The following is a 23,850-nucleotide window of genomic DNA, read 5'->3' on the forward strand; positions in this document are numbered from 1 at the left end:
GACCACGCCGACACCCACCACCGGCTGTCTCGCAACTGACCTGACGGCCCGCGGGGCCGGCACCTGCACACGCCGGTCGGATCTCGCGGGACGAGCCGCGCCGGGGTACGGGGCAGGGCAGGCTGACCCCGTGCGGCACATCGGGATCGACCTCGCCTGGGGGCTCAGGCAACCCACCGGCCTCGCCGTGCTGGACGACGCCGGCCGGCTGGTGCACGTCAGCGCGGTGCGCACCGACGAGGAGATCGAGACCGCGCTGGCCCCGTTCACCGCCGGCCCGTGCATCGTGGCGATCGACGCCCCGCTGGTGGTCACCAACGCCACCGGGAACCGGTCCGCCGAGCGGGCGCTCAACGCCGACTTCGCGAGGTTCGAGGCCGGGGCGCACCCGACGAACACCGGCAAGCCCGAGTTCGCCGATGGTGACACCCGCGGCGGGCGGATCGGCCGGCGCCTGAAGCTGGACCTCGACCCCCGCTCGGGCCGGGACCGCCGGGCGATCGAGGTCTACCCGCACGCGGCGACGGTGGCGCTGTTCCGGCTGGGCCGCACGTTGAAGTACAAGAACAAGCCGGGTCGGACGCTCGAGCAGATGCGCGCCGAGCTGCTCGTCCTCATCGACCTGCTGAGCGCGGTGGTCGAGCTCGATCTCGGGGCACCGTTCGCCGCGCTGCGCCGGCAGGTGCAGGCCGCCACCCGCAAGAGCGAGCTGCGGGTGGCGGAGGACCAGGTCGACGCCGTGGTGTGCGCCTACGTGGGATGGATCGCCGTCCGGCGCCCGGACGAGGTGACCACCTACGGCGACGCGGCCGGCGGCGCCATCGTGACGCCGACCCTGCCGCCGGACCTGCAGCCCGGCCGCCGGGGCACCGCACCGGCGCCCGACCCGGTGCAGCAGGCCATCCAGGCGTACGCCGACGGGCGGCCCGAGACCCTGGTCGCCGGGGAGCAGGCACTGGCGCTCGTCACCGGGGTGCTCGACGAGGCCGGGATCAACTACCTGTCGGTGACCGGGCGGACCAAGACCATCGCCTCGTTCGCGGAGAAGGCGGCCCGCACGGTCGACGGCGTGCCTGCGTACCCGGACCCGATGCGGGAGATCACCGACCAGATCGGCGTGCGGGTGATCACCTACGTGCAGAGCGACGTGGAGGCGGTCGCCGAGCTGCTGGCCGCGCAGGTGCGGGTGATCGACGACCTCGACATGGGGCGGCGGACCGCGCAGCAGGGCCGGTTCGGTTACTCCAGCCGGCACCTGCTGATCAGCGTGGACCGTGGCCGGGCGGCCGAGCTGCCGGAGCTGGTCGGGCGTGTGGTGCAGGTGCAGGTGCGCACGGTGCTTCAGCACGCGTGGGCCGAGTTCGAGCACGACATCCGCTACAAGGGCACGGTGCCGGACGAGCACGCTCCTGAGTTCGACCGCCGGTTCACCCTGGCCGCCGGGTTGCTGGAGCTGGCCGATCAGCAGTTCACCGCGATCCGCGAGCGCCTCCGGGCACCGGTGCCCGGCGACGGGGCCGACGACGTCGACCCCGACGACCCTCGGATCGCGCCCCGGGAACTGGCCGCGTTCCTGGCCGGGCAGTACTCCGACGCCGGCTGGTCGCGCCCGGACCACTACACCTGGATCTCCGGCCTGCTGCTCGAACTCGGCGTGACCAGCCTGGTGGAGCTCGGCGAGGTGCTGCGCGGCGTCGACGACCGCGGCATCACCGCCCGGATGGACTACCGCTATCCCCCGGGCGCCGTGCGCCGGCTGGACGACACGCTGCTGGCCGGCTTCGGGCAGCGGTACGTGGACCTGCACGGCAACGCCGACCGGCGGGCCGCCCTGACCACCCGGCTGCAGCGGCTCACCGGCCGCTGACCACCGCGCCGCGGCCGAGCACCCCGGCGGCCGACGGGACCGGCCGGGCCGACGTCCGGGGGTGGGCAGGTCATAGCCTCACCCTCATGCGCGCAGTCCAGATCACCGAGTTCGGCGGCCCCGAGGTCCTCAACGTCGTCGACCTCCCCGACCCCGTCCCCGGCGACGGTCAGCAGCTCTACGAGGTGAGTGCCGCCGGCGTGAACTACGCCGACACCCACCAGACCGAGGACAGCTACCTCGCCCCGCAGACGCTGCCGCTGGTACCGGGGGCGGAGTTCGTCGGCCGCCCCGCCGGTGGCGGCGAGCGCGTGGTCGGGCTGGTGGAGGGCGGCGGGTACGCCGAGAAGGTCGTCGGCAGCCCGCGGCTGACCTGGCCGGTGCCCGACGCCGTCACCGACGAGCAGGCCCTCGCCCTCGTGCTGCAGGGCACCACCGCCTGGCACCTGCTCAGGACCAGCGCGCACCTGGCCGCGGGCGAGTCGGTGGTCGTCATCGCCGGCGCCGGCGGAGTCGGGTCGCTGGCCGTGCAGCTGGCCAAGCGGTGGGGCGCCGGGCGAGTCATCGCCACCGCGTCCAGCCCCGAGAAGCGGGCGCTGGCCGAGGAGCTCGGCGCCGACGCCACCGTCGACCCCGCGCTCGCCGACGACGACCCGAAGACCTTCACCGCGGCGCTGCGCGAGGCCAACGGCGGCAGGCGGGTCGACGTCGTCCTCGAGATGACCGGCGGCAACGTCTTCGACGGCTCGTTCTCCGCGCTGGCGCCCTTCGGCCGGCTCGTCGCCTACGGCATGGCCGGCCGGCGCCCGCCGAAGGCCGTGCAGCCGCCGTCGCTCATGGGCACCAGCCGCGGCGTCATCGGCTTCTGGCTGGCGCACTGCTTCAGCCGCCCGGCCATGCTCGACGACGCGATGAGCGACCTGCTGCAGCTCACCGCCGACGGCGCGCTGACGCCGGTCGGCGGCGGCCGCTACCCGCTGTCCGCCGTCCGCGAGGCGCACCAGGACATCCTGTCCCGCCGCACCACCGGCAAGCTGGTCCTCGACCCGACCCGCTGACACCGCACCTCACGCACCGTCACCGCCCGGAGGGCCCACCCCTCCGGGCGGTGGCGCGTCTCCCCCCGACGGGTCACGACCACTACACCGTTCCGCTATCCCCTCCCTAACGTCGTCGGTGACCACTGCTGGGGGTGTGCAACGTCGCCCGGACCCCGGCGATCACCCGGATCGTCCAGGGGAGACCGTGTCCCGACCGACACCCCGTGCCCGCGCGGCCGCCTTCGCGCTCGGCGCGACCGGCCTCACCGGCTGCGAGTGGCCCGACGTCAGCATGAGCCCCGGCCTCGGCGCCGCCGCGGAGACCACCGAGGCCGCCGAGCCCACCGACGAGCCCGCCGACGAGACGCCGGCCGAGGAGACGGCGACGACCGACGAGGTCGCCGTCCCCACGCCGGTGCGGCCCACCGGCGACCTCGACGCGGGATCGCTCACCCGCGCGCTGCCGGCCGGCGACCGCACCGTCGTCGTCGACTACTGGACCGCCGACCAGGCCACCACCTGGACCGCGGCCCAGGACAAGACCATCCAGATCGCCGCGCACGTCGAGGGCGGGGACGACGAGACCGAGGTCCTCGTCACCCGCTTCGCCGCCACGACCGACGACGGCACCGCCCGCCTCCTCGCCGCCGAGGACCGGGGCGAGTTCGCGCTCATGCCGCCGTTCAGCTACACCACCGCGCTCACCCTCACCGAGGCCACCCCGGCAGCGACGTCGCTGACGGTCACGGTGCAGTTCGACCTGCTGGTCGAGACCGAGCCCGGCGCCCAGCGCTACTTCCGCCAGACCGTGCTCGACACCCTCGAGCTGCCGCTCCTGCAGGAGGACCCCTCGTGACCCAGCTCGTCGTCCACGGCATGCGGCGGTCCACCGACCGCGTGCAGCTGCTCGCCCGCGGCGGTCAGCAGATCCCCGACATCAGCTCGCTGGTGCCCGCCGAGTTCGGCGGCCCGCAGGACAGCGCCGAGGCGCTGCGCCACGCCACCATCAGCTGCGTCATCCCGGCCTACAACGAGGAGTCGACGATCGCCGACGTCCTCACCTCGCTGCTGTCGCAGACCCGGCCGCCGGACGTGATCCACGTCGTCATCAACAACACCGACGACGACACCCCGGAGATCGCCGGCCAGTTCGTCGGCGAGCACACCCGCGTGGTCAAGGGCGAGACGTACCGGACCACCGTGCACGTGCACGACATCGGCGAGAACCCCGACAAGAAGGTCGGCGCGCTCAACTACGGCTACTTCGTCAGCCGTGGCTACGACTACATCCTCGGCGTCGACGGCGACACCACCCTCGACCGGCGCTGCGTCGAGTGGCTGGAGAAGGAGATGGTCACCGACCCGCGCATCGGCGGGCTGTCGGCCATCTACACCTTCGACAAGTCCAAGGTGCACGGCGCGATGGCGAAGTTCCTCGTCGCCGGCCAGCGCGCGCAGTTCGCCGGCTTCAACATGGACAACCTCGTCCGCGGCCGGAACATGGCCGTCCTCGGCGGCCAGTGCAGCCTCTTCAGCGTCCGCGCGCTGGAGGCCGTCATGTACCGCCACCACCAGTCCGCCCCGTGGGTGCGCGACTCGGAGGTCGAGGACTCCAAACTCTCGCTGCAGATCAAGGACGCGGGCTTCAGCACGAAGATCAGCGCCCGGGCCCGCGCGTTCGTGGGGCCGATGACCACCCTGCGCGCGCTGCACGGCCAGCAGGTGAAGTGGAACTTCGGCGGCATCGACCTGCTGTGGCCCGGCCAGCGCGGCGACAGCAAGGGCCAGCCGCTGCACCCGAACCTGCGGCTGCGCTGGTACGAGAACATCTCGATGGTCTTCAACATCGCCGCCCGCATGGGCTTCCTGCTGCTGCTGGCGGCGGCGCTGTCGATCGACGCGTTCGTGTTCAACCCGATCTGGCTGATCCCGCCGGCGGTGGCGACGCTGCTGAACCTGCGGATCGCGCTGGCGATGCACGACAAGAGCGCCACGGACCTGCTCTACGCCGCCCTGGTGGCGCCCGCCGAGCTCTACATGTGGGTGCGGATGGGCCACTTCGTCACCGCGTGGGTGCAGTTCTTCGCCCGCGTGGAGAAGGACAACTGGGCGGCGCAGGCGGCGGCCGAGCGCGGCCGCGGGTCGGCCTACGTCATGCCGGCGGTCTGCGCGGCGGTCACCTTCGCGGTGCTGATCTTCGCCTGGAGCCAGCAGAGCATCGGCGTGCAGTCGGCGATCCTGTCGATCGGCTGGCCGGTCCTGTACCTGCTCACGATCCTGCAGACGGTCCTCATGCTGAAGAAGCTGGTGCGCCGCCAGCGCGGCTTCAGCGTCTGACCTCCTGACGCACGCGAGGGGCCCCGGACCTGCTGGTCCGGGGCCCCTCGTGCGTGCGCGGCCGGGGCGTGGTCAGAACAGGCGCTGCAGCCGCCAGGCCGCGAGGCCGAGGCCGCAGGCGAGCAGCAGGGTGGCCACCCGCACGAACCAGTAGGAGACGTCCTGCGGCTCGGTGGTGTAGCCGATCTGGCTGCCCAGGTCGTCGTAGACCGCCTCGAGCTCGGCGCGGGTGCGGGCCTCGTTGTACTGCCCGCCGGTCTCGTCGGCGATCAGCCGCAGCGCCTCGCGGTCGATCGGCACCGGCGTCCGCTCGCCGCCGATGTCGATGGAGCCGTAGTCGGTGCCGAACGCGATCGTCGACACCGGCACCCCGGCCTCCTGCGCCGCGGAGATCGCCTGGGTGTTCTCCCGGCCGACGGTGTTGTAGCCGTCGGACAGCAGCAGGATCCGCGCCGGGGGCAGCGCCTCCTCCGAGCCGACGTCGAGGGTCGACTGGAAGGTGCTGATCGCGGTCAGCGAGGTGAAGATCGCCTCGCCGATCGCCGTCGCCTCCGACAGCTCCAGGTTGGCGATGGCGCCGCGCACCTGGTCGCGGTCGGTCGTCGGGGTCACCAGCGTCGACGCGGTGCCCGAGAACGACACCAGCCCGAGGTTGATCCGCTCGGGGAGGATGTCGACGAAGTCGCTGGCGGCGTCCTTCATCGCCTCGAACCGGCTGGGCTCGATGTCCTCGGCCTGCATCGACAGCGACACGTCGAGGGCCAGGACGACGGTGGCGGTCTCCCGCGGCACCCGCACCTCGGTGCTCGGCTGCGCGAGCGACAGCACCAGCCCGAGCAGCGAGGCGAGCGTCAGCCCGAACGCGACGTGGCGCACCCACCCGGCCCGCTTGGGCAGCAGGCTCGCGGCGAGCCCCGTCTGGGAGAACCGGGCGGCGTACACCCGCCGGCGCAGCTGCTTCACCACGTACAGCGCCGCCAGGGCGACGACGGGGACGAGGGCGATCAGCCACAGTGGTGACTGGAAACTCACGGGCGGGCCCTCCTGGGGTGCGGGGCGCTCACCGCGAGGCCCCGCCGCTGCCGGCGCGCCGGCGGTCGGCGACGAAACGGACGACGTCCATCAGCCAGTCGCGGTCGGTGCGCAGCTGCAGGTGCCCGGCACCCGCGCGGCGCAGGCCGGCGGCGATGGCCCGCCGCTGCTCGGCGGCTCCGGCGGCGTAGCGGGCCCGGAACTCGGGGTCGCCGGTGGGCACCTCGAGCGTCTGGCCGGACTCGGGGTCGCGGACGGTGAGCAGGCCGACGTCGGGCAGCTCGAGCTCGCGCGGGTCGACCACCTCGATGGCGAGCAGCTCGTGCCGGGTGCCGAGCCCGCGCAGCGGCCGCTCCCAGTCGGCGGTCTGCCCCGCGTCCGACCCGAGGAAGTCGCTGACCACGACGACCAGCCCGCGGCGGCGCGGCGGGCGGCGCAGGGTCTCCAGGGCCGCGGCGAGGTCGCCGCGGCGGCCGGTGGACGCCCGCGGGGTGGCGACGACGGCGCGCAGCAGCCGGTCGGCCGCGAGCCGGCCGGGCTGCGCCGGATAGCGGTCGACCCGCTCGCCGGTGGTCACGACGGCGCCGAGCCGGTTGCCGCCCCGCACGGTCAGGTGGCTGACCGCGGCGAGCCCGGCGATGGCCAGGTCGCGCTTGTCGCACAGGCCCGTGCCGAAGTCGAGGCTGGCCGACAGGTCGACCACCGCCCACGTCTCCAGCTCGCGGTCGGCGATCGTCTCGCGCACGTGCGGCACCTGGGTGCGGGCGGTGACCGGCCAGTCCATCCGCCGGACGTCGTCGCCCGGGTGGTAGGTGCGCGAGTCGCCGGCCTCGGTGCCCGACCCGGGGACCAGGCCCAGGTGGTCGCCCTGCAGCAGCCCGTCGAGCCGCCGCCGGACGGTGAGCTCGAGCCGCTGCAGCAGGACGTCGGCCGGGCCCTCGCCGAAGTGCGGCGGGGAGCCGTCGCCGTCCCGGGGGTCGATGCCCGAGCCGGGGGTGCCCGAGCCGGGGGTCGCGCCCGCCGTCCCGGGGTCGGTCGCGGTCGCCGTGCCGCCGTCCGCGCCGTCGGGGGCGGCCTCCGCCGCCCGCGCCCGGCCGCGCCGGAGGATCACGCCTGCGGGGTGCCCGGGGCGTGCCCGTTGCCGGCGGGCGCGCCGGGACCGGGCTGGCCGTTCTGCGCCTGGCCGGGCGCCTGGCCGAGAGGACGGCCGGGCTGGCCGTTCGGCGGGACGGGCGGCGGGAACGGCGGGCCGTACTGCGGCGCGCCCTGCGGCGGCCCGTACTGCGCCGCCCCGGGCGGGGGCACCTGCGGGCCGCCGGGCGCGGCCGGCCCGAAGCCGCCGGCGCGCTGGCGCGGGGTGACCTGCGGCAGCGGCACGGTCTGCAGGATCCGCTTGACGACGTGGTCGGCGGGCACGCCGTCGGCCAGCGCGTCGTAGGAGAGCACGAGGCGGTGGCGCAGCACGTCGGCGGTGACGTCGAGGACGTCCTGCGGCAGCACGTAGTCGCGGCCGCGGACCAGGGCGAGCGCGCGGCTGGCGGCGATCAGGCCGAGGGACGCGCGCGGGCTGGCGCCGTAGGACACCCAGGAGGCGACGTCGTCCATGCCGTGGTCGCGCGGCTGGCGGGTGGCGACGACGAGCCGCACGACGTAGTCGACCAGCGCGTGGTGCACGAACACCTGGGAGGCGGTGCGCTGCATGCGGCGCAGGTCGTCGGGGCCGAGGACGGTCTCGGCCACCGGCGGCGTCGAGCCCATCCGGTAGATGATCTCGCGCTCCTCCTCCGGGCTCGGGTAGTCCACGAGCACCTTCATGAGGAAGCGGTCGCGCTGGGCCTCGGGCAGCGGGTACACGCCCTCGGACTCGATCGGGTTCTGCGTGGCGAGCACGAGGAACGGGTCGGGCAGCTTGTGCGTGACGCCGCCGATGGACACCTGCCGCTCCGCCATGACCTCCAGCAGCGCCGACTGCACCTTCGCCGGCGCGCGGTTGATCTCGTCGGTGAGCACGAAGTTGGCGAACACCGGGCCGAGCTCGGTGTCGAAGGCGTCCTGGCCGGCCTTGTAGATGCGGGTGCCGAGGATGTCGGCGGGCACCAGGTCGGGGGTGAACTGCAGGCGGGCGAACTGCCCGCCGACGACCCGCGCCAGCGTCTCGACGGCGAGGGTCTTCGCGACGCCGGGCACGCCCTCGAGCAGCACGTGACCGCGGGCCAGCAGCGCCACCAGCATCCGCTCGACCAGCCGGTCCTGGCCGACGATGACCCGCTTGATCTCGAACAGGACCCGCTCCAGCCGCGCGGCGTCGGCCGACGGGGGCACCGGAGCTCCGCTCGCGGCGGACGCGCCCGCGGGCTCGTCGAGAGGGGTGCTGGCGGCGGTGGTCACGGGGCTCCCTGGATGCCGGTCCGCGGCCGCCGGGCACCCGTCGTCGGGGTCCCGGGGAGGCCGGTGACGGGCCGCTCGCCCGTCCCGGCGCCAGTGTCCCACCCCGACCTGGCAAGCCGTCCGGATCGGCCGTGCGGCGCCCCGCGCGGCGCGTCCGCCCGGACACGCCGCCGCCCCCGGACGCGCGGAGGCGCCCGGTGCGTCCCCCTGCACCGGGCGCCTCTCGGCTGCTAGCGTGGGCGGTGCGTCGGGCAGCTCCCCCCGTGGCTGCCCGACGCCCCACTCCTCCCCCGGCCGGTGTCCCCCTCCCGGCCCGGGAAGCCTGCTCCCTCAGGCGGTCGGACGGACCGCGCCGAAGTAGTCGCTGCCGAACCACATGGAGCCGGTCCGGACGACGTCGCCGCTCTGCGGGGCGTGGACCACCCGGCCGTTCCCGATGTAGAGCGCGACGTGGTAGATCGACGTGTACGAGCTGCCCGAGCCCCAGAAGACCAGGTCGCCGGGACGCAGGTCGGCGCGGGCCACCGTGGAGCCGCGGAAGCGCCACCACTGGTCGCGGCTGGTGCCGCCGATCCGGATGCCGGCCTGCGCGTAGGCGTACTCGGTGAGGCCCGAGCAGTCGAAGCCCCAGATGCGGGTGTCCGGCGGGATGCCGTAGCCCGGACCGTTGGCCCCGCCGCCGCCCCAGCTGTAGGGCAGGCCCTGCTGCGACATCGCCGCGTCGATCGCGGTCTCCACCGCCGACGCCGAGGGCGCACCGGCGGTGGTGGCCGGCGGCGGCGTCGGGTTGCCCGAGGAGGACGACCCCGACGACGACGAGCCCGACGACGACGAGCCGGACGACGACCCCGAGGAGGACGAGCGGGACGGCGTGGTCGGCGCGGCGGTCTGCGGCGCGGCGGTCTGCGGCGCCGGCGCGGGTGCCGGGCGGGCGGTGGTGGCCCGCGCCGCTGCGGCGCGCGCGGCGGCCTGGGCGGCGGCCTCGGCGGCGGCCTGCTCGGCCTCCAGCTGCGCGACCTCCAGACCCGCGGCCTGCGCCTGGGCGGCGACGGCGTCGCGCTGCTCGGCGACGGCGGCGCGCTGCTCGCGGGCGGCGGACTCCTGCGCCTGCGCGCCGGCCAGCGTGACGGCGGCCTCGACCTGCAGCGTCTCGGCCTGCGCGGAGGCGACCTGCGCCTGCTGCTGCGCGGCGACCGCCTGCTGCTGCAGCACCTCGAGCTCGCCGACGACGTCGACGCGGTGGCTGCCGGCGGCCTCGAGCAGCGCGGCGCGCTCGATGAGCTGGGCGGGGCCGTCGGCCGACATGAGCGCGGCGGCGCCGGGGGCGGTGGTGCCCTGGATGTAGGTCGTGCGGGCGTAGTCGGCGACCTGCGCGCGGCCCACGGCGACGTCGGCGTCGGCCTGCGCGGCGGCGGCCGTGGCGGCGTCGGCGGCGGCGCGGGCGGCCTCGTAGGCGGCCTGTGTCTCCTCGTAGTCCTGCAGCGCGATCTGCGCGTTCTGGTGCGCCGTCTCCGCGGCGGCCTCGGCCTGCGCGAGCTGGGCGCTCAGCACGCCGACCTGCTGCTCGGCGGCGACCCGCTCGGCCTCGGCGGCGGCGATCTCGGCGTCGCTCGGGGCGGCGGACGCGGTGCCCGGGGTCAGGCCCAGGACGACCAGCCCGGCGACCGCCGAGCCGGCGGCGCGGAGAGCCCAGTGGTGATGTCGCGTGCGCGTACCCGTTCCCACGTGCCGACCCCTCCCGGTGCGCCGGCTCGCCGGCCGGCGCTCGCTGTGCGGGCGCCCGGGACCGGACGCCACCCAGGCCGGTCATCGACCGGCCCGGGTGACCTCCGGAGGGATCTGCGGGGGATCTCCCCCCGAGGGGGGAGGCCTCAGTTCACCTGGCGGCCGCCGGTGGAGGACCAGAACGGCTCGCGCAGCTTGAACTTCTGGATCTTGCCGGTGGCGGTGCGAGCGAGCTCGTCGCGGAACTCGACCCGCTTGGGCGCCTTGTAGCCGGCCAACCGGGTGCGGCAGTGGGCGATGATCTCCTCCGCCGTCGCCGTCTCCCCCTCGGCGAGCACGACGAGGGCGGTGACCAGCTCGCCCCACTTCTCGTCGGGGATGCCGATGACGGCGACCTCCGCGACCGCCGGGTGGCTGAACACGGCGTCCTCCACCTCGATCGAGGACACGTTCTCCCCGCCGGTGATGATCACGTCCTTCTTGCGGTCGGAGATCGTGAGGTAGCCGCCGTCGTCCACGCTGCCGCCGTCGCCGGTGTGGAACCAGCCGCCCTCCAGCGCCTCGGCGGAGGCGTCGGGGTTCTCCCAGTAGCCGGCGAGCACGGTGTTGCCGCGGGCGAGGACCTCCCCCGACTCGCTGATCTCGATCCGGGTGCCCAGCGCCGGGACCCCGGCCCGCGACAGCCGCTTCGCCCGCTCCTCGGGGTCGAGGTCGTCGAACTCCGCGCGCGGCCGGTTGACGGTGAGCAGCGGCGCGGTCTCGGTGAGGCCGTAGATCTGGTTGAACTCCCAGCCCAGCTCGGCCTCCACGCGGGCGATGGTGCGCGACGGCGGCGGGGCCCCGGCGACGACGATGCGCACCCGGTCGCGGCCCGGGACCTCGCCGTCCCAGTCGGCGGCGGCGTCGAGGACGGCGTTCCACACCGCGGGCGCGCCGGACATCATCGTCACGCCGTGCCGCTCGACCCGGCGCAGGATCTCCGCGCCGTCGACCTTGCGCAGCACCACCTGGCGGGCCCCGACGCCGGCCATCGTGTACGGCAGGCCCCAGCCGTTGCAGTGGAACATCGGCAGCGTGTGCAGGTAGACGTCGCGGTCGCTGACCTGCATGTGCATGCCGAAGGTGACCGCGTTCACCCAGATGTTGCGGTGGGTCATCTGCACGCCCTTGGGCCGCGCCGTCGTGCCGCTCGTGTAGTTGATCGTGGCGGTGGCGTCCTCGTCGGGCTCGGCCCACGGCCGCGGCTCGGCGTCGAAGGCCAGCAGCTGCTCGTACTCCTCGCCGGTGCCGAAGCGGTGCTCGGCCTGCACGCCCTTGAGCGAGGTCTCCAGCTCCGGGTCGACCAGCAGCACCCGCGCGCCGGAGTGCCCGACGATGTAGGACACCTCCTCGGGGTTGAGCCGGAAGTTCACCGGCACCGCCACCCGCCCCGACGACGGCACGGCGAGCAGGACCTCCAGCAGCCGGGCGGCGTTGTGGCTGACGACCGCCACCCGCTCGCCCTCCCCCACGCCCAGGGCGTCGAGCCCGGCCTGCAGCGCGCGGCCGCGGCGGGCGACGTCGCGCCAGCTCACCTCCCCCAGCGGCGGGGCCGGCTGGTCCGGCTCGTCGACGATCCCGACCCGGTCGCCGTAGACGAGCTCGGCGCGGTCGAGGAAGTCGCGGGTGGTCAGGGGCACGCGCATGCCGGGCTCCCGGGTGGCCAGGGCCGACCGCGGTCGGCCGCTCGACGTGGTCGGGGTCACGCTATCCGCTGGCGAGCACCAGCCACGCGGCCACGGCCGTGCCCGCCGTCGCGGCCAGCGCGCGGACGGTGTCCACCCGCAGCAGCCGGGCGAGCACCGCCCGGTCGAACCCCTGCGCCAGGTGCCGGTGCAGCGGCACCGCCAGCAGTCCGGTGACCCCCAGGACGACCCCCAGGCAGACGGCGGCGGCGACCACCCCGGGCACCGGCGCGCCGGCCGGGCGGGCCGCGAGCAGCCACAGCACCGTGACGCCCTGCCCGGCGAACAGCGGCCCGACGACGGCGGTGACCCGCCGCTGGTGCGCCTTCTCGTAGGCGGGGAACGCCCCGGCCGGCACCTGCGCGAACTGCGGGTAGACCAGCGCCCGCACGGTCCACTGGAACCCGGCGTAGGCGGCGGTCAGCGCCAGGTGGACGACGAGGAGGGTCACCGTCGCGTCGTCGTCTTCCGCGGCGTCGTCGTCGGCGTCGTCGTCGGCGTCGGCGTCGTCTTCGGCGGCTTGCCGCGCCAGGCCAGGCTCCGCGCGTCGAGCTCGCGCAGCAGCGGGTCGCCCTCGGCGAGCACCCGCTCGGCCATCGCGACCGCCCCGGCGAGCTGGTCGTCGGACAGCTGGGCGAAGGCCGGCGAGCGGCGGCGGTCGAGGACGTCGTACCAGCGCCCGCCGACCGCGTGGTCGAGCACGATCCGGCCGAAGCAGTGGTCGTTGGTGACCACCCAGCGCCCCTCGCGCGCCCGCCGCGGCAGCTCGTGCAGCACCAGCTCGCGGTAGCGGGCCTCGAGGTCGGCGCGGGTCACACCGTCCCCAGCAGTCGCGGCAGCGCCGTCGAGATGGGCTCGCGGACGACGAGGTCGGCGAGGTCGTCGTAGGGCGTGGGCTCGGCGTTGACGATGACGACCCGGGCGCCGTGCGCGGCGGCGACCTCCACCAGCCCGGCCACGGGGTGCACGACGAGCGAGGTGCCGACGGCGAGGAAGACGTCGCAGTCGGCGGCCGCCTCGGCCGCGGCGCCCAGCACCCGCTCGTCGAGCGCCTGCCCGAAGCTGACGGTCGCCGACTTGAGGATCCCGCCGCAGACCCGGCAGGCCGGGTCGTCCTCGCCGGCGTCGAGGCGGGCCAGGGCGTCGTCCATCGACGTGCGGTCGCCGCAGGACAGGCACTCGACGGCGTGCACCGTGCCGTGCAGCTCGAGCACGGTGCCCGGCGGGGAGCCGGCGGCCTGGTGCAGCCCGTCGACGTTCTGGGTGAGCAGCGCGTGCAGCCGGCCCTGCTCCCCCAGTCGCGCCAGCGCCCGGTGCCCGGCGTTCGGGGCGACGTCGGCGGCCCGCATCTCGGCACGCATCCGCCACGCCTTCCGGCGGATCCCCGGGTCGGCGACGTAGTAGGACAGCGTCACGAGCTTCTCGGCGTCGGGGTCGCGGGTCCAGACGCCGTTCGGGCCGCGGTAGTCGGGGATGCCGCTGTCGGTGGAGATCCCGGCGCCGGTGAGCACGGTGACCCGCCGGGCCTCGGCGAGCCAGCCGGGCAGCGGGTCGGGGACGGCGCCGGTCACGCGCCCACGGTAGGCACGCCGCCCGCCCGCCGCCCCCGCGCACGATCAGGCGGGCTCACCTCCGCGCGTCCTGGCTCACCTCCGCGCGTCCTGGCTCACCGCCGGCCGTGAGCCAGGACGCGGCACGATCAGGCGGCCTGATCGTGCCGGGACCGGCCCGTCCGCCGTGAGACACAGGTCACCGGGTGAGGGAAGGGTCGCCTTCCCAGCGGCCCGCGCGCGCCACCTGGGATGATGGAGGGTGGCATTCAAGCCCGATGGACTCTCGAGGGTGAGGCGCAAGCAGTGGCAGCCAGCAAGGACAGCTTCGGGGCCCGGTCGACGCTCAGCGTCGACGGCACCGACTACGACATCTACCGGCTCGACGCGGTCGAGGGCGCAGGCAAGCTCCCCTTCTCCCTGAAGGTCCTGCTCGAGAACCTGCTGCGCACCGAGGACGGCGCCGACATCACGGCCGACCACATCCGGGCGCTGGCGAACTGGGACCCGTCGGCCGAGCCCGACCAGGAGATCCAGTTCACCCCGGCCCGCGTGGTCATGCAGGACTTCACCGGCGTCCCCTGCATCGTCGACCTCGCCACGATGCGCGAGGCGATGGCCGACCTCGGCGGCGACCCGAACAAGATCAACCCGCTCGCCCCGGCCGAGCTGGTCATCGACCACTCCGTCATCGCCGACGTCTTCGGCACCCCGGAGAGCTTCGAGCGCAACGTCGAGATCGAGTACGAGCGCAACGGCGAGCGCTACCAGTTCCTGCGCTGGGGCCAGGGCGCGTTCGACGACTTCAAGGTCGTCCCCCCGGGCACCGGCATCGTCCACCAGGTCAACATCGAGCACCTGGCCCGCGTGGTCTTCCCGCGCCAGGAGGGCGACCGCGTCGTCGCCTACCCCGACACCTGCGTCGGCACCGACTCGCACACCACGATGGTCAACGGCCTGGGCGTCCTGGGCTGGGGCGTCGGCGGCATCGAGGCCGAGGCCGCGATGCTCGGCCAGCCGGTGTCGATGCTCATCCCGCGCGTCGTGGGCTTCAAGCTCACCGGCGAGCTGCCCGACGGCTCCACCGCCACCGACCTGGTCCTCACGATCACCGAGATGCTGCGCCAGCACGGCGTCGTCGGGAAGTTCGTCGAGTTCTACGGCGAGGGCGTCTCCGCGGTGCCGCTGGCCAACCGCGCCACGATCGGCAACATGAGCCCGGAGTTCGGCTCCACTGCGGCGATGTTCCCCATCGACGAGGAGACCACCGCCTACCTGCGGCTCACCGGCCGCTCGGAGGAGCAGGTCGCGCTCGTCGAGGCCTACGCGAAGGAGCAGGGCCTCTGGCACGACCCGTCGCGCGAGATCGCCTTCTCCGAGTACCTCGAGCTCGACCTGTCGACGGTCGTCCCCTCCATCGCCGGCCCGAAGCGCCCGCAGGACCGGGTCGCGATCACCGACGCCAAGCACGCCTTCCGCGCGGCGCTCGCCGACTACGTCTCGGCCGACGAGACCGGCGGCGACGACCGCAAGCCGGGCGTCCCGCAGAACACCCAGCCCTTCGGCGTCGAGTCCCGCGTCGACGAGGCGTCGTCGGAGTCCTTCCCGGCCTCCGACCCGGCCACCCCGGCCCCGGGCAGCGAGGGCGGCAACGGCACCGCCGGCCAGCCGCACCACTACGAGGACGACCCGGTCTCCGGCCGCCCCTCGAAGCGGACCCGCGTCGTCATGGAGGACGGCACCGAGACGTTCGTCGACCACGGCTCCGTCGTGATCGCGGCGATCACCTCGTGCACCAACACGTCCAACCCGTCGGTGATGATCGGCGCCGCGCTGCTGGCGAAGAACGCCGTCGAGCGGGGCCTGACCACCAAGCCGTGGGTGAAGACGACGCTGGCCCCCGGGTCGAAGGTCGTCACCGACTACTACGAGAAGGCGCAGCTCACCCCGTACCTGGAGAAGCTCGGCTTCTACCTGGTCGGCTACGGCTGCACCACCTGCATCGGCAACTCGGGCCCGCTGCCGGAGCCGGTCAGCAAGGCGGTCAACGAGGCCGACCTCGCCGTCGTCTCGGTGCTGTCGGGCAACCGCAACTTCGAGGGCCGGATCAACCCCGACGTCAAGATGAACTACCTGGCCTCCCCGCCGCTGGTCATCGCCTACGCGCTGGCCGGCTCGATGGACGTCGACCTCAACAACGACCCGCTGGGCCAGGACGCCGACGGCAACGACGTCTTCCTGCACGACATCTGGCCCTCGCCGCACGAGGTGCAGCGGGTCATCGACGAGGCCGTCTCGGCGGAGATGTTCAGCAACGACTACGCCGACGTCTTCGCCGGCACCGAGCAGTGGCAGGCGCTGCCCACGCCCACCGGCGACACCTTCGAGTGGGACGCGCAGAGCACCTACGTCCGCAAGCCCCCGTACTTCGAGGGCATGCAGGACCAGCCGGCCCCGGTCCAGGACATCACCGGCGCCCGCACCCTGGCGGTGCTCGGCGACTCGGTGACCACCGACCACATCTCCCCCGCCGGCTCGATCAAGGCCGACAGCCCCGCCGGGAAGTACCTGTCCGAGCACGGCGTGCAGCGCCGCGACTTCAACTCCTACGGCTCCCGGCGCGGGAACCACGAGGTGATGATCCGCGGCACCTTCGCCAACATCCGGCTGCGCAACCAGCTGGTGCCCGGCACCGAGGGTGGCGTCACCAAGAACCACCTGACCGGCGAGACGACGACGATCTACGACGCCTCGCAGGCCTACCAGGAGCAGGGCATCCCCCTGGTCGTGCTGGCCGGCAAGGAGTACGGCTCGGGCTCGTCGCGCGACTGGGCGGCGAAGGGGACGGCGCTGCTCGGCGTCAAGGCGGTCATCGCCGAGAGCTACGAGCGGATCCACCGCTCCAACCTCATCGGCATGGGCGTGCTGCCGCTGCAGTTCCCCGAGGGCCAGGACCGGGAGTCGCTCGGCCTGACCGGTGACGAGGAGTTCACGATCACCGGGATCACCGCCCTCAACGACGGCGAGACCCCGCGCACCGTGAAGGTGAAGGCCGGGGACGTCGAGTTCGACGCCCGCGTCCGCATCGACACCCCCGGCGAGGCGAACTACTACCGCAACGGCGGGATCATGCAGTACGTCCTCCGCTCGCTGCGGCAGGGCTGATCCCCCGATGGACCTGGGCCTGGGCGGTCGCGGGTACCTGCTCACCGGCGCGAGCCGGGGGCTGGGCCTGGCGACCGCCCGGGCCCTCGTCGCCGACGGGGCGCGCGTCCTCGTCAGCTCACGCTCCGCCTCCTCCGTGGACGCCGCCGTCGCCGCGTTGGGCGACGGCGCGTCCGGGGCGGTGGCCGACCTCGCCGACCCCGGTGCCGCCGAGCACCTGGTGACGACGGCGCGCGAGCGGCTCGGCACGGTCGACGGCCTGCTGGTCAGCGTCGGCGGCCCCGCGCCGGGCAGCGTGCTGGACACGCCGGAGGACGCCTGGCGCGCCGCCGTCGACAGCGTGCTGCTCGGCCCGCTGCGGCTGGTGCGGGCGCTGGTGCCGCACCTGTCCGCCGGCGCCGTCATCGGCTTCGTGCTCTCGACGTCGGTGCGCCAGCCGATCGGGTCCCTCGCGATCTCCAACGGCCTGCGTCCCGGCCTGGCCATGACGGCGAAGGCGCTGTCCGACGAGCTGGGCCCGCGCGGGATCCGGGTGCTCGGGCTGATGCCGGGCACCATCGCCACCGACCGGATCACCGAGATCGAGGCCGCCTCCGGGGACCCGGCCGCCGCGCGGGCCCGCACCGAGCGGAGCATCCCGCTGCGCCGCGTCGGCCAGCCCGAGGAGTTCGGCCGGGTGGCGGCCTTCCTGCTCTCCCCCGCCGCGAGTTACGTCACGGGCACGATGGTCGCCGTCGACGGCGGCGTCCTCCGCACCCCGTGACCGCCGTCCCGGACGCTCCGGCCGACGGCCCCGTCCTCGTCGCGTGCGCGCACGGCACCCGCAACCCCACCGGGCGCCGGCTGGTGGCCGAGCTGGCGCTCGCCGCGCGCCGGCTGCGTCCCGGCCTGGTCACGACGGCGGCCTTCGTCGACGTGCAGCCGCCGACCGTCGTCGACGTGGTCGCCGGACTCGCCGCGGAGGAACGGCCGGCCGTCGTCGTCCCGCTGCTGCTGTCCGGCGGCTACCACGTGCACGTCGACATCGCGGGTGCGGTGGCCGCGCACGAGTCCGCCGTCGCCGCCCGCCCGCTGGGGCCCGACCCGCGGCTGGCCGCGGTGCTCGCCGACCGGCTGGCCGAGGCCGGCGCCGACCCGCGCGACCCGCTGACCGCCGTCGTGCTGGCCGCGGCCGGGTCGAGCGACCCGCGCTCGGTCGCCGACGTCGAGGACACCGCCGACCTGCTGCAGCGCTCCTGGGCGGGCCCGGTGACCACCGGCTACGGCTCGGCCGCGCAGCCCCCGGTCGCCGACGCGGTGGCCGCCGCGCGGCGGGCCGGCGCCGAGCGGGTCGTCGTCGCCTCCTACCTGCTGGCGCCCGGGCACTTCCACGGCAAGCTCGCCGAGGCCGGTGCCGACCTGGTCACCGCTCCCCTGCTGCCCGACGCGCGCATCGCCGCGGTCCTGCTCGACCGCTACGACGCCGCCCTCGGCTGACGCCACCGGGCCGCCTCCCGGGGTGGGAGGCGGCCCGGGACGCGGGGACCGGGGGCTCGCTAGCCGACGGCCCCGGCGACGGCGAGCGCCTCGGCGGCCTCCCGCCGCGACACCCGCACGAGGGTCGCGCTCACGACGGCGGCCGCGGCGAGGAAGCCGGCCGCGACGACGAAGCCGATCCCCCAGCCCTCGACGACCGCGGAGACGTACCCCGGCGTCGTGGGCGGCCCCGCGGGGGCGACGGCCTCGGTGCGCGCCACGCTCACCGCGGTCAGGATGGCCAGCCCGAGGGCCCCGCCGACCTGCTGCCCGGCGTTGAGCAGCGCGCTGGCCACGCCCGCGTCCTCCTGCGGGACACCGGCGACCGCCGCGCTGGTCAGCGCCACGAACGTCAGGCCCATGCCGAGGGCGACCGTCACCAGCGAGGGCAGCACGATCGTGAGGTAGGACGCGGTGGGGTCCAGCCGCAGGCCCAGGACGAGCATGCCGGCCGCGGCCAGCGCCGGGCCGCCGACGAGCAGCGGCCGGGGACCGACCCGCCCGAGCAGCTGCGAGGCGATGCCGGCGCCGACGACGATCGCGACGGTCATCGGGAGGAAGGCGAACCCCGCGCGCAGCGGGGACCAGCCGTTGACCTGCTGCATCCACAGCACGAGGAAGAAGAAGACCGCGAAGATGCCGGCGCCCACGAACAGCGCGCCGAGGTCGGCGCCCAGCACGGAGCGCGACCGGAAGAGCCGGAAGTCGACGAGCGGGTCGGCCGACCGGCGCTGCACGACGACGAAGGCACCCAGCAGCGCGACCGCCAGGGCGAGCATCCCGATCGTCTGCCCGGACGACCAGCCGAAGTCGTTGCCCTTCACCAGTGCGTAGACCAGGGCGACGAGGCCGCCGGTGACCAGGAGGGCACCGGGGACGTCGAAGCCGCGGGCGCGGGCGTCGCGGCTCTCCGGGACCACCCGCAGCGCCCCGACGACGGCCAGGACGGCGACGGGGACGTTGACGAAGAGCACCCAGCGCCAGCTGGCGTACTCGGTGAGGACCCCGCCCAGGATGAGGCCGATCGCGGCCCCGCCGGCGGAGATGGCGGCCCAGATTCCGAGTGCCCGGTTGCGCTCCCGGCCCTCCGCGAAGACGACGGTGAGCAGCGACAGGGCCGACGGCGCCATGAGCGCGCCCGCGAGGCCCTGCAGCAGCCGCGCGCCGACGAGCAGACCGAGGTCGCCGGCGAGACCGCCGAGCAGGGAGGCGACGGCGAACAGGGCCGTGCCGATGACGAAGACCCGGCGGCGGCCGAGCCGGTCGGCCAGCTTCCCGCCGAGCAGCAGGAAGCCGCCGAAGGTGAGGGTGTAGCCGGTGACGATCCAGGACAGGTCGGCCTGGCTCGCGACGCCCAGGGCGACCGCGATGTCGGGGAGCGCGACGTTCACGATCGACACGTCGAGCACGACCATGAGCTGGCTGATGGCGAGGACGGCGAGGGCGAGGCCCTTGCGGACCTCCCGCCCGTCGGGATGGCTGAGGGGACCTGGCCCGGGAGGCGAGGCGGTGGCGGTCACGAGGACTCCTGACGATGGCTCAACGCTCGTGGAGCGACGACTCAACGACCGTAGAGCGACTGCCGGAGATGGTCAACGTCTGTAGAGTGAATCCGTGACCACAGCCGGTGCCGAGCCCGTGTCGCGCGAGGAACGCCGCCGCCGGACGGAGTCGGTGATCCTCCAGCAGGCCCGCTGCCTGTTCGCCGAGGAGGGCTTCGAGCGGACGACGATCCGTGCCGTCGCCGGCCTGGCGGGGGTCGACCCCGCCCTGGTGATGCAGTACTTCGGCAACAAGGAGGGCCTCTTCGCCGCGGCGATGGAGGGCGCCCACACCGGGGGGACGGCCCGCACGGCGCCGCGCGCGGAGATCCCGGCCGCCGTCCTGCGGGACCTGCTGGCCAAGTTCGAGTCCACGCCGGACCGCGAGGCCGCCGTCACGCTCCTGCGCAACTTCCTCACCCACCACGAGGCGAAGCGCATCATGCGGGACGAGGTGATGTGCGCGGTCATCGGCGACCTGTCGCGCACGATCGGCGGGCCCGACGCCGAGCTCAAGGCGGCCCTGCTGATGTCGTGCATCGCCGGCATGGCGCTGGGCCGCTACGCGCTGGAGTTGCCCGGGCTCGGCGACGCCGCGCCCGAGGACATCGAGCGGCTCATGCGCCCGGCGCTCGAGGCCCTCCTCGGCGAGCCTGAGTAGCCGGCCCCGACCCGGGCGGCGCTCTCAGCCGGGATCGGGCCCCGTCGCCGCGGGGCGGGACGGATCGGCCGACCACTGCGACCACGAGCCCGGCCACAGCGCCGCCTCGATCCCGGCCTCCGCGAGCGCGGCCACCTCGTGGGCGGCGGTGACGCCCGAGCCGCAGTAGACGGCGACCCGGGTCCCCGGCCGCACCCCGAGCGCGGCGAACCGGCCGGCGAGGTCGGCGCGGAAGGTCCCGTCGGGCGCCAGGTTCGCCGCGGTCGGCGCGCTCACCGCGCCGGGCACGTGCCCGGCCCGCGGGTCCACCGGCTCCACCTCGCCGCGGTAGCGCTCGGGGGCGCGGGCGTCGAGCAGCACGCCGCCGGAGGCGGGCAGCGCGGCCGCCTCGTCGGCGGTCAGCGTGGGCATGCCGCCGCCGGTCAGCACCACGTCGCCGGGCTCCGGGACGACGTCGCCGGTCTCCAGCTCCCCGCCCGCGGCCACCCACGCGCCGAGGCCGCCGTCGAGAAGCCGCACGTCGGCCAGCCCGCCCCAGCGCAGCAGCCACCAGGCCCGCGCCGCGGCGAGCCCGCCGGTGGCGTCGTAGGCGACGACGGCGTCACCGGACCGGATGCCCCACCGCCGGGCCGCGGCCTGCAGGTCGGCGAGCGCCGGCAGCGGGTGCCGGCCCTCCGCGGCGGAGGCCGGCGCGGCCAGCTCGGTGTCCAGGTCGACGAACACCGCGCCCGGCAGGTGACCGGTCCGGTAGCGCTCGCGGCCGTGCGGGTCGCCGAGCGCCCAGCGGACGTCGAGCAGCACCGGGCGCGGGCCGGCCAGCAGGTCGGCGGCCCGCACGAGCACGCTCACCGCGGTGCGGCCAGCAGCCCGCGCAGCTCGGCGGTGAGGGCGTCGCGGGCGTCGCGGCGGCCCAGCCAGGCGGCCGGCGTCGCCTGGAACAGCGTCGTCTTCCAGCGCCCGCCGCCCTCGTCGACGGCGACCAGCGTGTGGATGCTGTGCAGCCCCGGGTCGATGTCGTCCTCGCCGGGCGGGATCATCCCGGCGTGCGCTTGCAGCACCGCGACGCCGCCGGCCACCGCGCGCACCGACCGGACCAGCGCCACGTACCGGGCGGTCGGGTGGCTGCCGAAGACGCGCCGCAGGTCCGACGCGATCGACAGCCGGCCGCCCACCGTGGTGCCGTCGTAGCCGACCATGTCGCCGTCGTCGGCGAACACCGCGGCGACCGCCGCCCCGCTGCGCTGGTTCCAGCCCTCGATGAACGCGGCGTAGAGCGCGCGGATCTGGGCGTCGTGCGGGTGGGCGGACGTCACGGAACTCCTCCTGGTGCAGCTGGGGCAGGAGGAACGCTAGTTGCTACGCGACGGGGACCGTTCGACGCTCGCCGTCGGCGAACTGGGTCCGGTAGAGGTCGGCGTAGCGCCGCCCGAGCGCCAGCAACTCCTCGTGAGTGCCCGACTCCACGACGCGACCGTCGTCGACCACGAGGATCTGGTCGGCGCTGCGGATCGTGGACAGCCGGTGGGCGATGACCAGCGACGTCCGGCCGGCCAGCGCGGTGTCCAGCGCGTGCTGCACCGCCACCTCCGACTCGCTGTCCAGGTGCGCGGTCGCCTCGTCGAGGATGACGATCCCCGGCGCCTTGAGCAGGACCCGGGCGATCGCCAGCCGCTGCTTCTCCCCGCCCGAGAGCCGGTAGCCGCGGTCGCCGACGACGGTGTCCAGGCCGTCGGGCAGCGAGGCGACCAGCGCGGCGATCCGGGCGCCGGTCAGCGCCGACCACAGCTGCTCCTCGGTGGCGTCGGGCCGCGCGTAGAGCAGGTTGGCGCGGATGGTGTCGTGGAACAGGTGCGCGTCCTGGCTGACGACGCCGATCGCGTCGCGCAGCGAGGCGAGCGTGGCCTGCCGGACGTCGACCCCGCCGACCCGCACGGCACCGCCGGTGACGTCGTAGAGCCGCGGCACCAGGTTGACGACCGTCGACTTCCCGGCTCCGGAGTGCCCGACCAGCGCGACCATCTGCCCGGGCTCGACGCGGAAGGACACGTCGTGCAGCACCGCCGTCGGCCCGCCGTGCTCGGGCAGCGACACGTCCTCCAGCGACGCGAGCGACACGTCGGCGGCGGCCGGGTAGCTGAACGAGACGCCGTCGAACTCGACCGACCGGTCCTCGGCGGGCACCGGGACGGCGTCGGGCGCCTCGGCGATCATCGGCGGCAGGTCGAGCACCTCGAAGACGCGGTCGAAGCTGACCATCGCGCTCATCACGTCGACCCGGACGTTGGACAGCGCGGTCAGCGGCCCGTACAGCCGCGACAGCAACAGGGCCAGCGCGACGACGTCGCCCGGCGACAGCGACCCGTCGAAGGCAAGCCACCCGCCGAGGCCGTAGACGAGCGCGGTGGCCAGCGCCGCGACGAGGGTGAGCGCGGTGAAGAAGGTGCGGCCGTACATGGCCGACAGGACGCCGATGTCGCGCACCCGGGCGGCGCGGCCGCGGAAGCTCTCGGCCTCGGCGTCGGGCCGGCCGAACAGCTTGACCAGCAGGGCGCCCGCGACGTTGAACCGCTCGGTCATCGTCGCGTTCATCGACGCGTTGAGCCCGTAGGACTCCCTGGTGATCTCCTGCAGCCGCCGGCCGATGCGGCGGGCGGGCAGCACGAACAGCGGCACCATGACCAGCGACAGCAGGGTGATCTGCCACGACAGCGTGAACATGACGCCGGCGGTGAGCACCAGGCCGATCACGTTGGACACGACGCCGGACAGGGTCGAGGTGAACGCCTGCTGCGCCCCGACGACGTCATTGTTCAGGCGGCTGACCAGCGCGCCGGTCTGCGTGCGGGTGAAGAACGCGACCGGCATGCGCTGCACGTGCTCGAAGACGCGGGCGCGCAGGTCGTAGATGACGCCCTCGCCGATCCGCGCGGAATACCAGCGGGTGGCCACCGAGATGAACGCGTCGACGACGGCGAGACCGGCGATGAACAGGGCGATCCGCACGACGCCGCCCGCGGTGCCGTCGAGCCGGGCGATGCGGTTGACGATGTCGCCGGCCAGCAGCGGGGTGACCACGCCGATGACCGAGGACAGCACCACCAGCAGCAGGAACCCGGTGAGCTCCCGGCGGTAGGGCCGGGCGATGCCGAGGATGCGGCGGACGGTGCCCTTGGGCAGCTCGCGCGAGGTGACCGACGGGTCGCGGCGGAACGACCGCATCGCCGCCATGGAGGTCATGGGACTGCTCATGCGGTGACCTCCTCTGCCGGGGACGGGGGACCGGCGGCAGCGTCAACAGCCACCGG

20 protein-coding genes are annotated in these 23,850 nt (G+C 74.7%); 8 read left to right on the forward strand and 12 right to left on the reverse strand.

Going from position 1 to position 23,850, the window contains the following annotated elements; all coding sequences use genetic code 11:
• The first annotated feature begins 130 nt into the window (after positions 1-130).
• The 4 genes from WA616_RS03830 (at position 131) to WA616_RS03845 (ending at position 5,244) form a co-directional block, all read left to right on the forward strand.
• The gene (locus WA616_RS03830) at positions 131-1,867 is read left to right on the forward strand and encodes a DUF429 domain-containing protein (protein WP_336027429.1); all 1,737 of its coding nucleotides are present in this window, start codon (positions 131-133) and stop codon (positions 1,865-1,867) included.
• 86 nt (positions 1,868-1,953) lie between these two features.
• Positions 1,954-2,925, forward strand: coding sequence for a quinone oxidoreductase family protein (locus WA616_RS03835; RefSeq protein WP_336027431.1), 972 nt, complete (start codon positions 1,954-1,956; stop codon positions 2,923-2,925).
• A gap of 187 nt (positions 2,926-3,112) precedes the next feature.
• Complete coding sequence (locus WA616_RS03840; RefSeq protein WP_336027433.1) at positions 3,113-3,763, forward strand: hypothetical protein; 651 nt, start codon at positions 3,113-3,115, stop codon at positions 3,761-3,763.
• Entirely contained in the window at positions 3,760-5,244 is a 1,485-nt protein-coding gene (locus WA616_RS03845; protein WP_336027435.1) for a glycosyltransferase family 2 protein, read from the forward strand. Before WA616_RS03840 ends, WA616_RS03845 begins: the two co-directional genes overlap by 4 nt.
• Before the next feature lie 72 nt (positions 5,245-5,316).
• Here WA616_RS03845 and WA616_RS03850 read toward each other — a convergent pair whose 3' ends face one another.
• From WA616_RS03850 to WA616_RS03885, 8 genes are all read right to left on the reverse strand, one after another.
• Complete coding sequence (locus WA616_RS03850) at positions 5,317-6,276, reverse strand: VWA domain-containing protein (RefSeq protein WP_336027437.1); 960 nt, start codon at positions 6,274-6,276, stop codon at positions 5,317-5,319.
• 28 nt (positions 6,277-6,304) lie between these two features.
• Positions 6,305-7,387 (reverse strand): DUF58 domain-containing protein, encoded by a 1,083-nt coding sequence (locus WA616_RS03855; RefSeq protein WP_336027438.1) that lies wholly within the window; start codon positions 7,385-7,387, stop codon positions 6,305-6,307.
• A complete protein-coding gene (locus WA616_RS03860) occupies positions 7,384-8,664 on the reverse strand; it encodes an AAA family ATPase (protein ID WP_336027439.1) in 1,281 nt (426 codons plus the stop codon). The genes WA616_RS03855 and WA616_RS03860 overlap by 4 nt, the downstream gene beginning before the upstream one ends.
• 330 nt (positions 8,665-8,994) lie before the next feature.
• Complete coding sequence (locus WA616_RS03865; protein WP_336027440.1) at positions 8,995-10,389, reverse strand: C40 family peptidase; 1,395 nt, start codon at positions 10,387-10,389, stop codon at positions 8,995-8,997.
• 146 nt (positions 10,390-10,535) lie between these two features.
• The gene (locus tag WA616_RS03870) at positions 10,536-12,074 is read right to left on the reverse strand and encodes an AMP-binding protein (protein ID WP_336027441.1); all 1,539 of its coding nucleotides are present in this window, start codon (positions 12,072-12,074) and stop codon (positions 10,536-10,538) included.
• A 61-nt stretch (positions 12,075-12,135) separates the two neighbouring features.
• Complete coding sequence (locus tag WA616_RS03875; protein ID WP_336027443.1) at positions 12,136-12,564, reverse strand: DUF1772 domain-containing protein; 429 nt, start codon at positions 12,562-12,564, stop codon at positions 12,136-12,138.
• On the reverse strand, positions 12,561-12,929 hold the full coding sequence (locus WA616_RS03880) for a hypothetical protein (RefSeq protein ID WP_336027444.1): 369 nt from the start codon (positions 12,927-12,929) through the stop codon (positions 12,561-12,563). The genes WA616_RS03875 and WA616_RS03880 overlap by 4 nt, the downstream gene beginning before the upstream one ends.
• Positions 12,926-13,684, reverse strand: coding sequence for an SIR2 family NAD-dependent protein deacylase (locus tag WA616_RS03885; protein WP_336027445.1), 759 nt, complete (start codon positions 13,682-13,684; stop codon positions 12,926-12,928). Before WA616_RS03885 ends, WA616_RS03880 begins: the two co-directional genes overlap by 4 nt.
• A 285-nt stretch (positions 13,685-13,969) precedes the next feature.
• Between WA616_RS03885 and WA616_RS03890 the strand changes: the two genes are divergently transcribed.
• The 3 genes from WA616_RS03890 to WA616_RS03900 are packed head-to-tail and all read left to right on the forward strand — an operon-like array spanning position 13,970 to position 18,304.
• Positions 13,970-16,828: an aconitate hydratase gene (locus WA616_RS03890; protein ID WP_336027447.1), complete on the forward strand. Its 2,859-nt coding sequence runs from the start codon at positions 13,970-13,972 to the stop codon at positions 16,826-16,828.
• A 7-nt stretch (positions 16,829-16,835) separates the two neighbouring features.
• Positions 16,836-17,591: an SDR family oxidoreductase gene (locus WA616_RS03895; RefSeq protein WP_336027449.1), complete on the forward strand. Its 756-nt coding sequence runs from the start codon at positions 16,836-16,838 to the stop codon at positions 17,589-17,591.
• Positions 17,588-18,304: a sirohydrochlorin chelatase gene (locus tag WA616_RS03900; RefSeq protein WP_336027451.1), complete on the forward strand. Its 717-nt coding sequence runs from the start codon at positions 17,588-17,590 to the stop codon at positions 18,302-18,304. Before WA616_RS03895 ends, WA616_RS03900 begins: the two co-directional genes overlap by 4 nt.
• Positions 18,305-18,363: 59 nt before the next feature.
• On the opposite strand, the gene WA616_RS03905 is transcribed toward WA616_RS03900, so the two are convergent.
• Entirely contained in the window at positions 18,364-19,863 is a 1,500-nt protein-coding gene (locus WA616_RS03905; RefSeq protein ID WP_336027452.1) for a DHA2 family efflux MFS transporter permease subunit, read from the reverse strand.
• A 94-nt stretch (positions 19,864-19,957) separates the two neighbouring features.
• On the opposite strand from WA616_RS03905, the gene WA616_RS03910 reads away from it, so the two are divergent.
• A complete protein-coding gene (locus WA616_RS03910; RefSeq protein WP_073420253.1) occupies positions 19,958-20,545 on the forward strand; it encodes a TetR/AcrR family transcriptional regulator in 588 nt (195 codons plus the stop codon).
• Between the two features lie 24 nt (positions 20,546-20,569).
• On the opposite strand, the gene WA616_RS03915 is transcribed toward WA616_RS03910, so the two are convergent.
• The 3 genes from WA616_RS03915 to WA616_RS03925 are packed head-to-tail and all read right to left on the reverse strand — an operon-like array spanning position 20,570 to position 23,794.
• Positions 20,570-21,394: a sulfurtransferase gene (locus WA616_RS03915; RefSeq protein WP_336027454.1), complete on the reverse strand. Its 825-nt coding sequence runs from the start codon at positions 21,392-21,394 to the stop codon at positions 20,570-20,572.
• Positions 21,391-21,858 carry an SgcJ/EcaC family oxidoreductase gene (locus WA616_RS03920; RefSeq protein ID WP_073420255.1) on the reverse strand — a complete coding sequence of 156 codons (468 nt, stop codon included), beginning with the start codon at positions 21,856-21,858 and terminating at the stop codon, positions 21,391-21,393. Before WA616_RS03920 ends, WA616_RS03915 begins: the two co-directional genes overlap by 4 nt.
• A gap of 43 nt (positions 21,859-21,901) precedes the next feature.
• Positions 21,902-23,794: an ABC transporter ATP-binding protein gene (locus WA616_RS03925; protein ID WP_073420256.1), complete on the reverse strand. Its 1,893-nt coding sequence runs from the start codon at positions 23,792-23,794 to the stop codon at positions 21,902-21,904.
• Positions 23,795-23,850 lie beyond the last annotated feature (56 nt).

The organism is Geodermatophilus sp. FMUSA9-8 (assembly GCF_037034165.1).
GTDB classification, from domain to species: Bacteria; Actinomycetota; Actinomycetes; order Mycobacteriales; family Geodermatophilaceae; genus Geodermatophilus; species Geodermatophilus nigrescens.

Excerpts from the sequence above, each read along its gene's own strand:
- WA616_RS03895 (WP_336027449.1), top strand. The coding sequence starts at position 16,836 with ATGGACCTGGGCCTGGGCGGTCGCGGGTACCTGCTCACCGGCGCGAGC.
- WA616_RS03925 (WP_073420256.1), bottom strand. The coding sequence starts at position 23,794 with ATGAGCAGTCCCATGACCTCCATGGCGGCGATGCGGTCGTTCCGCCGC.
- WA616_RS03835 (WP_336027431.1), top strand. The coding sequence starts at position 1,954 with ATGCGCGCAGTCCAGATCACCGAGTTCGGCGGCCCCGAGGTCCTCAAC.
- WA616_RS03870 (WP_336027441.1), bottom strand. The coding sequence starts at position 12,074 with ATGCGCGTGCCCCTGACCACCCGCGACTTCCTCGACCGCGCCGAGCTC.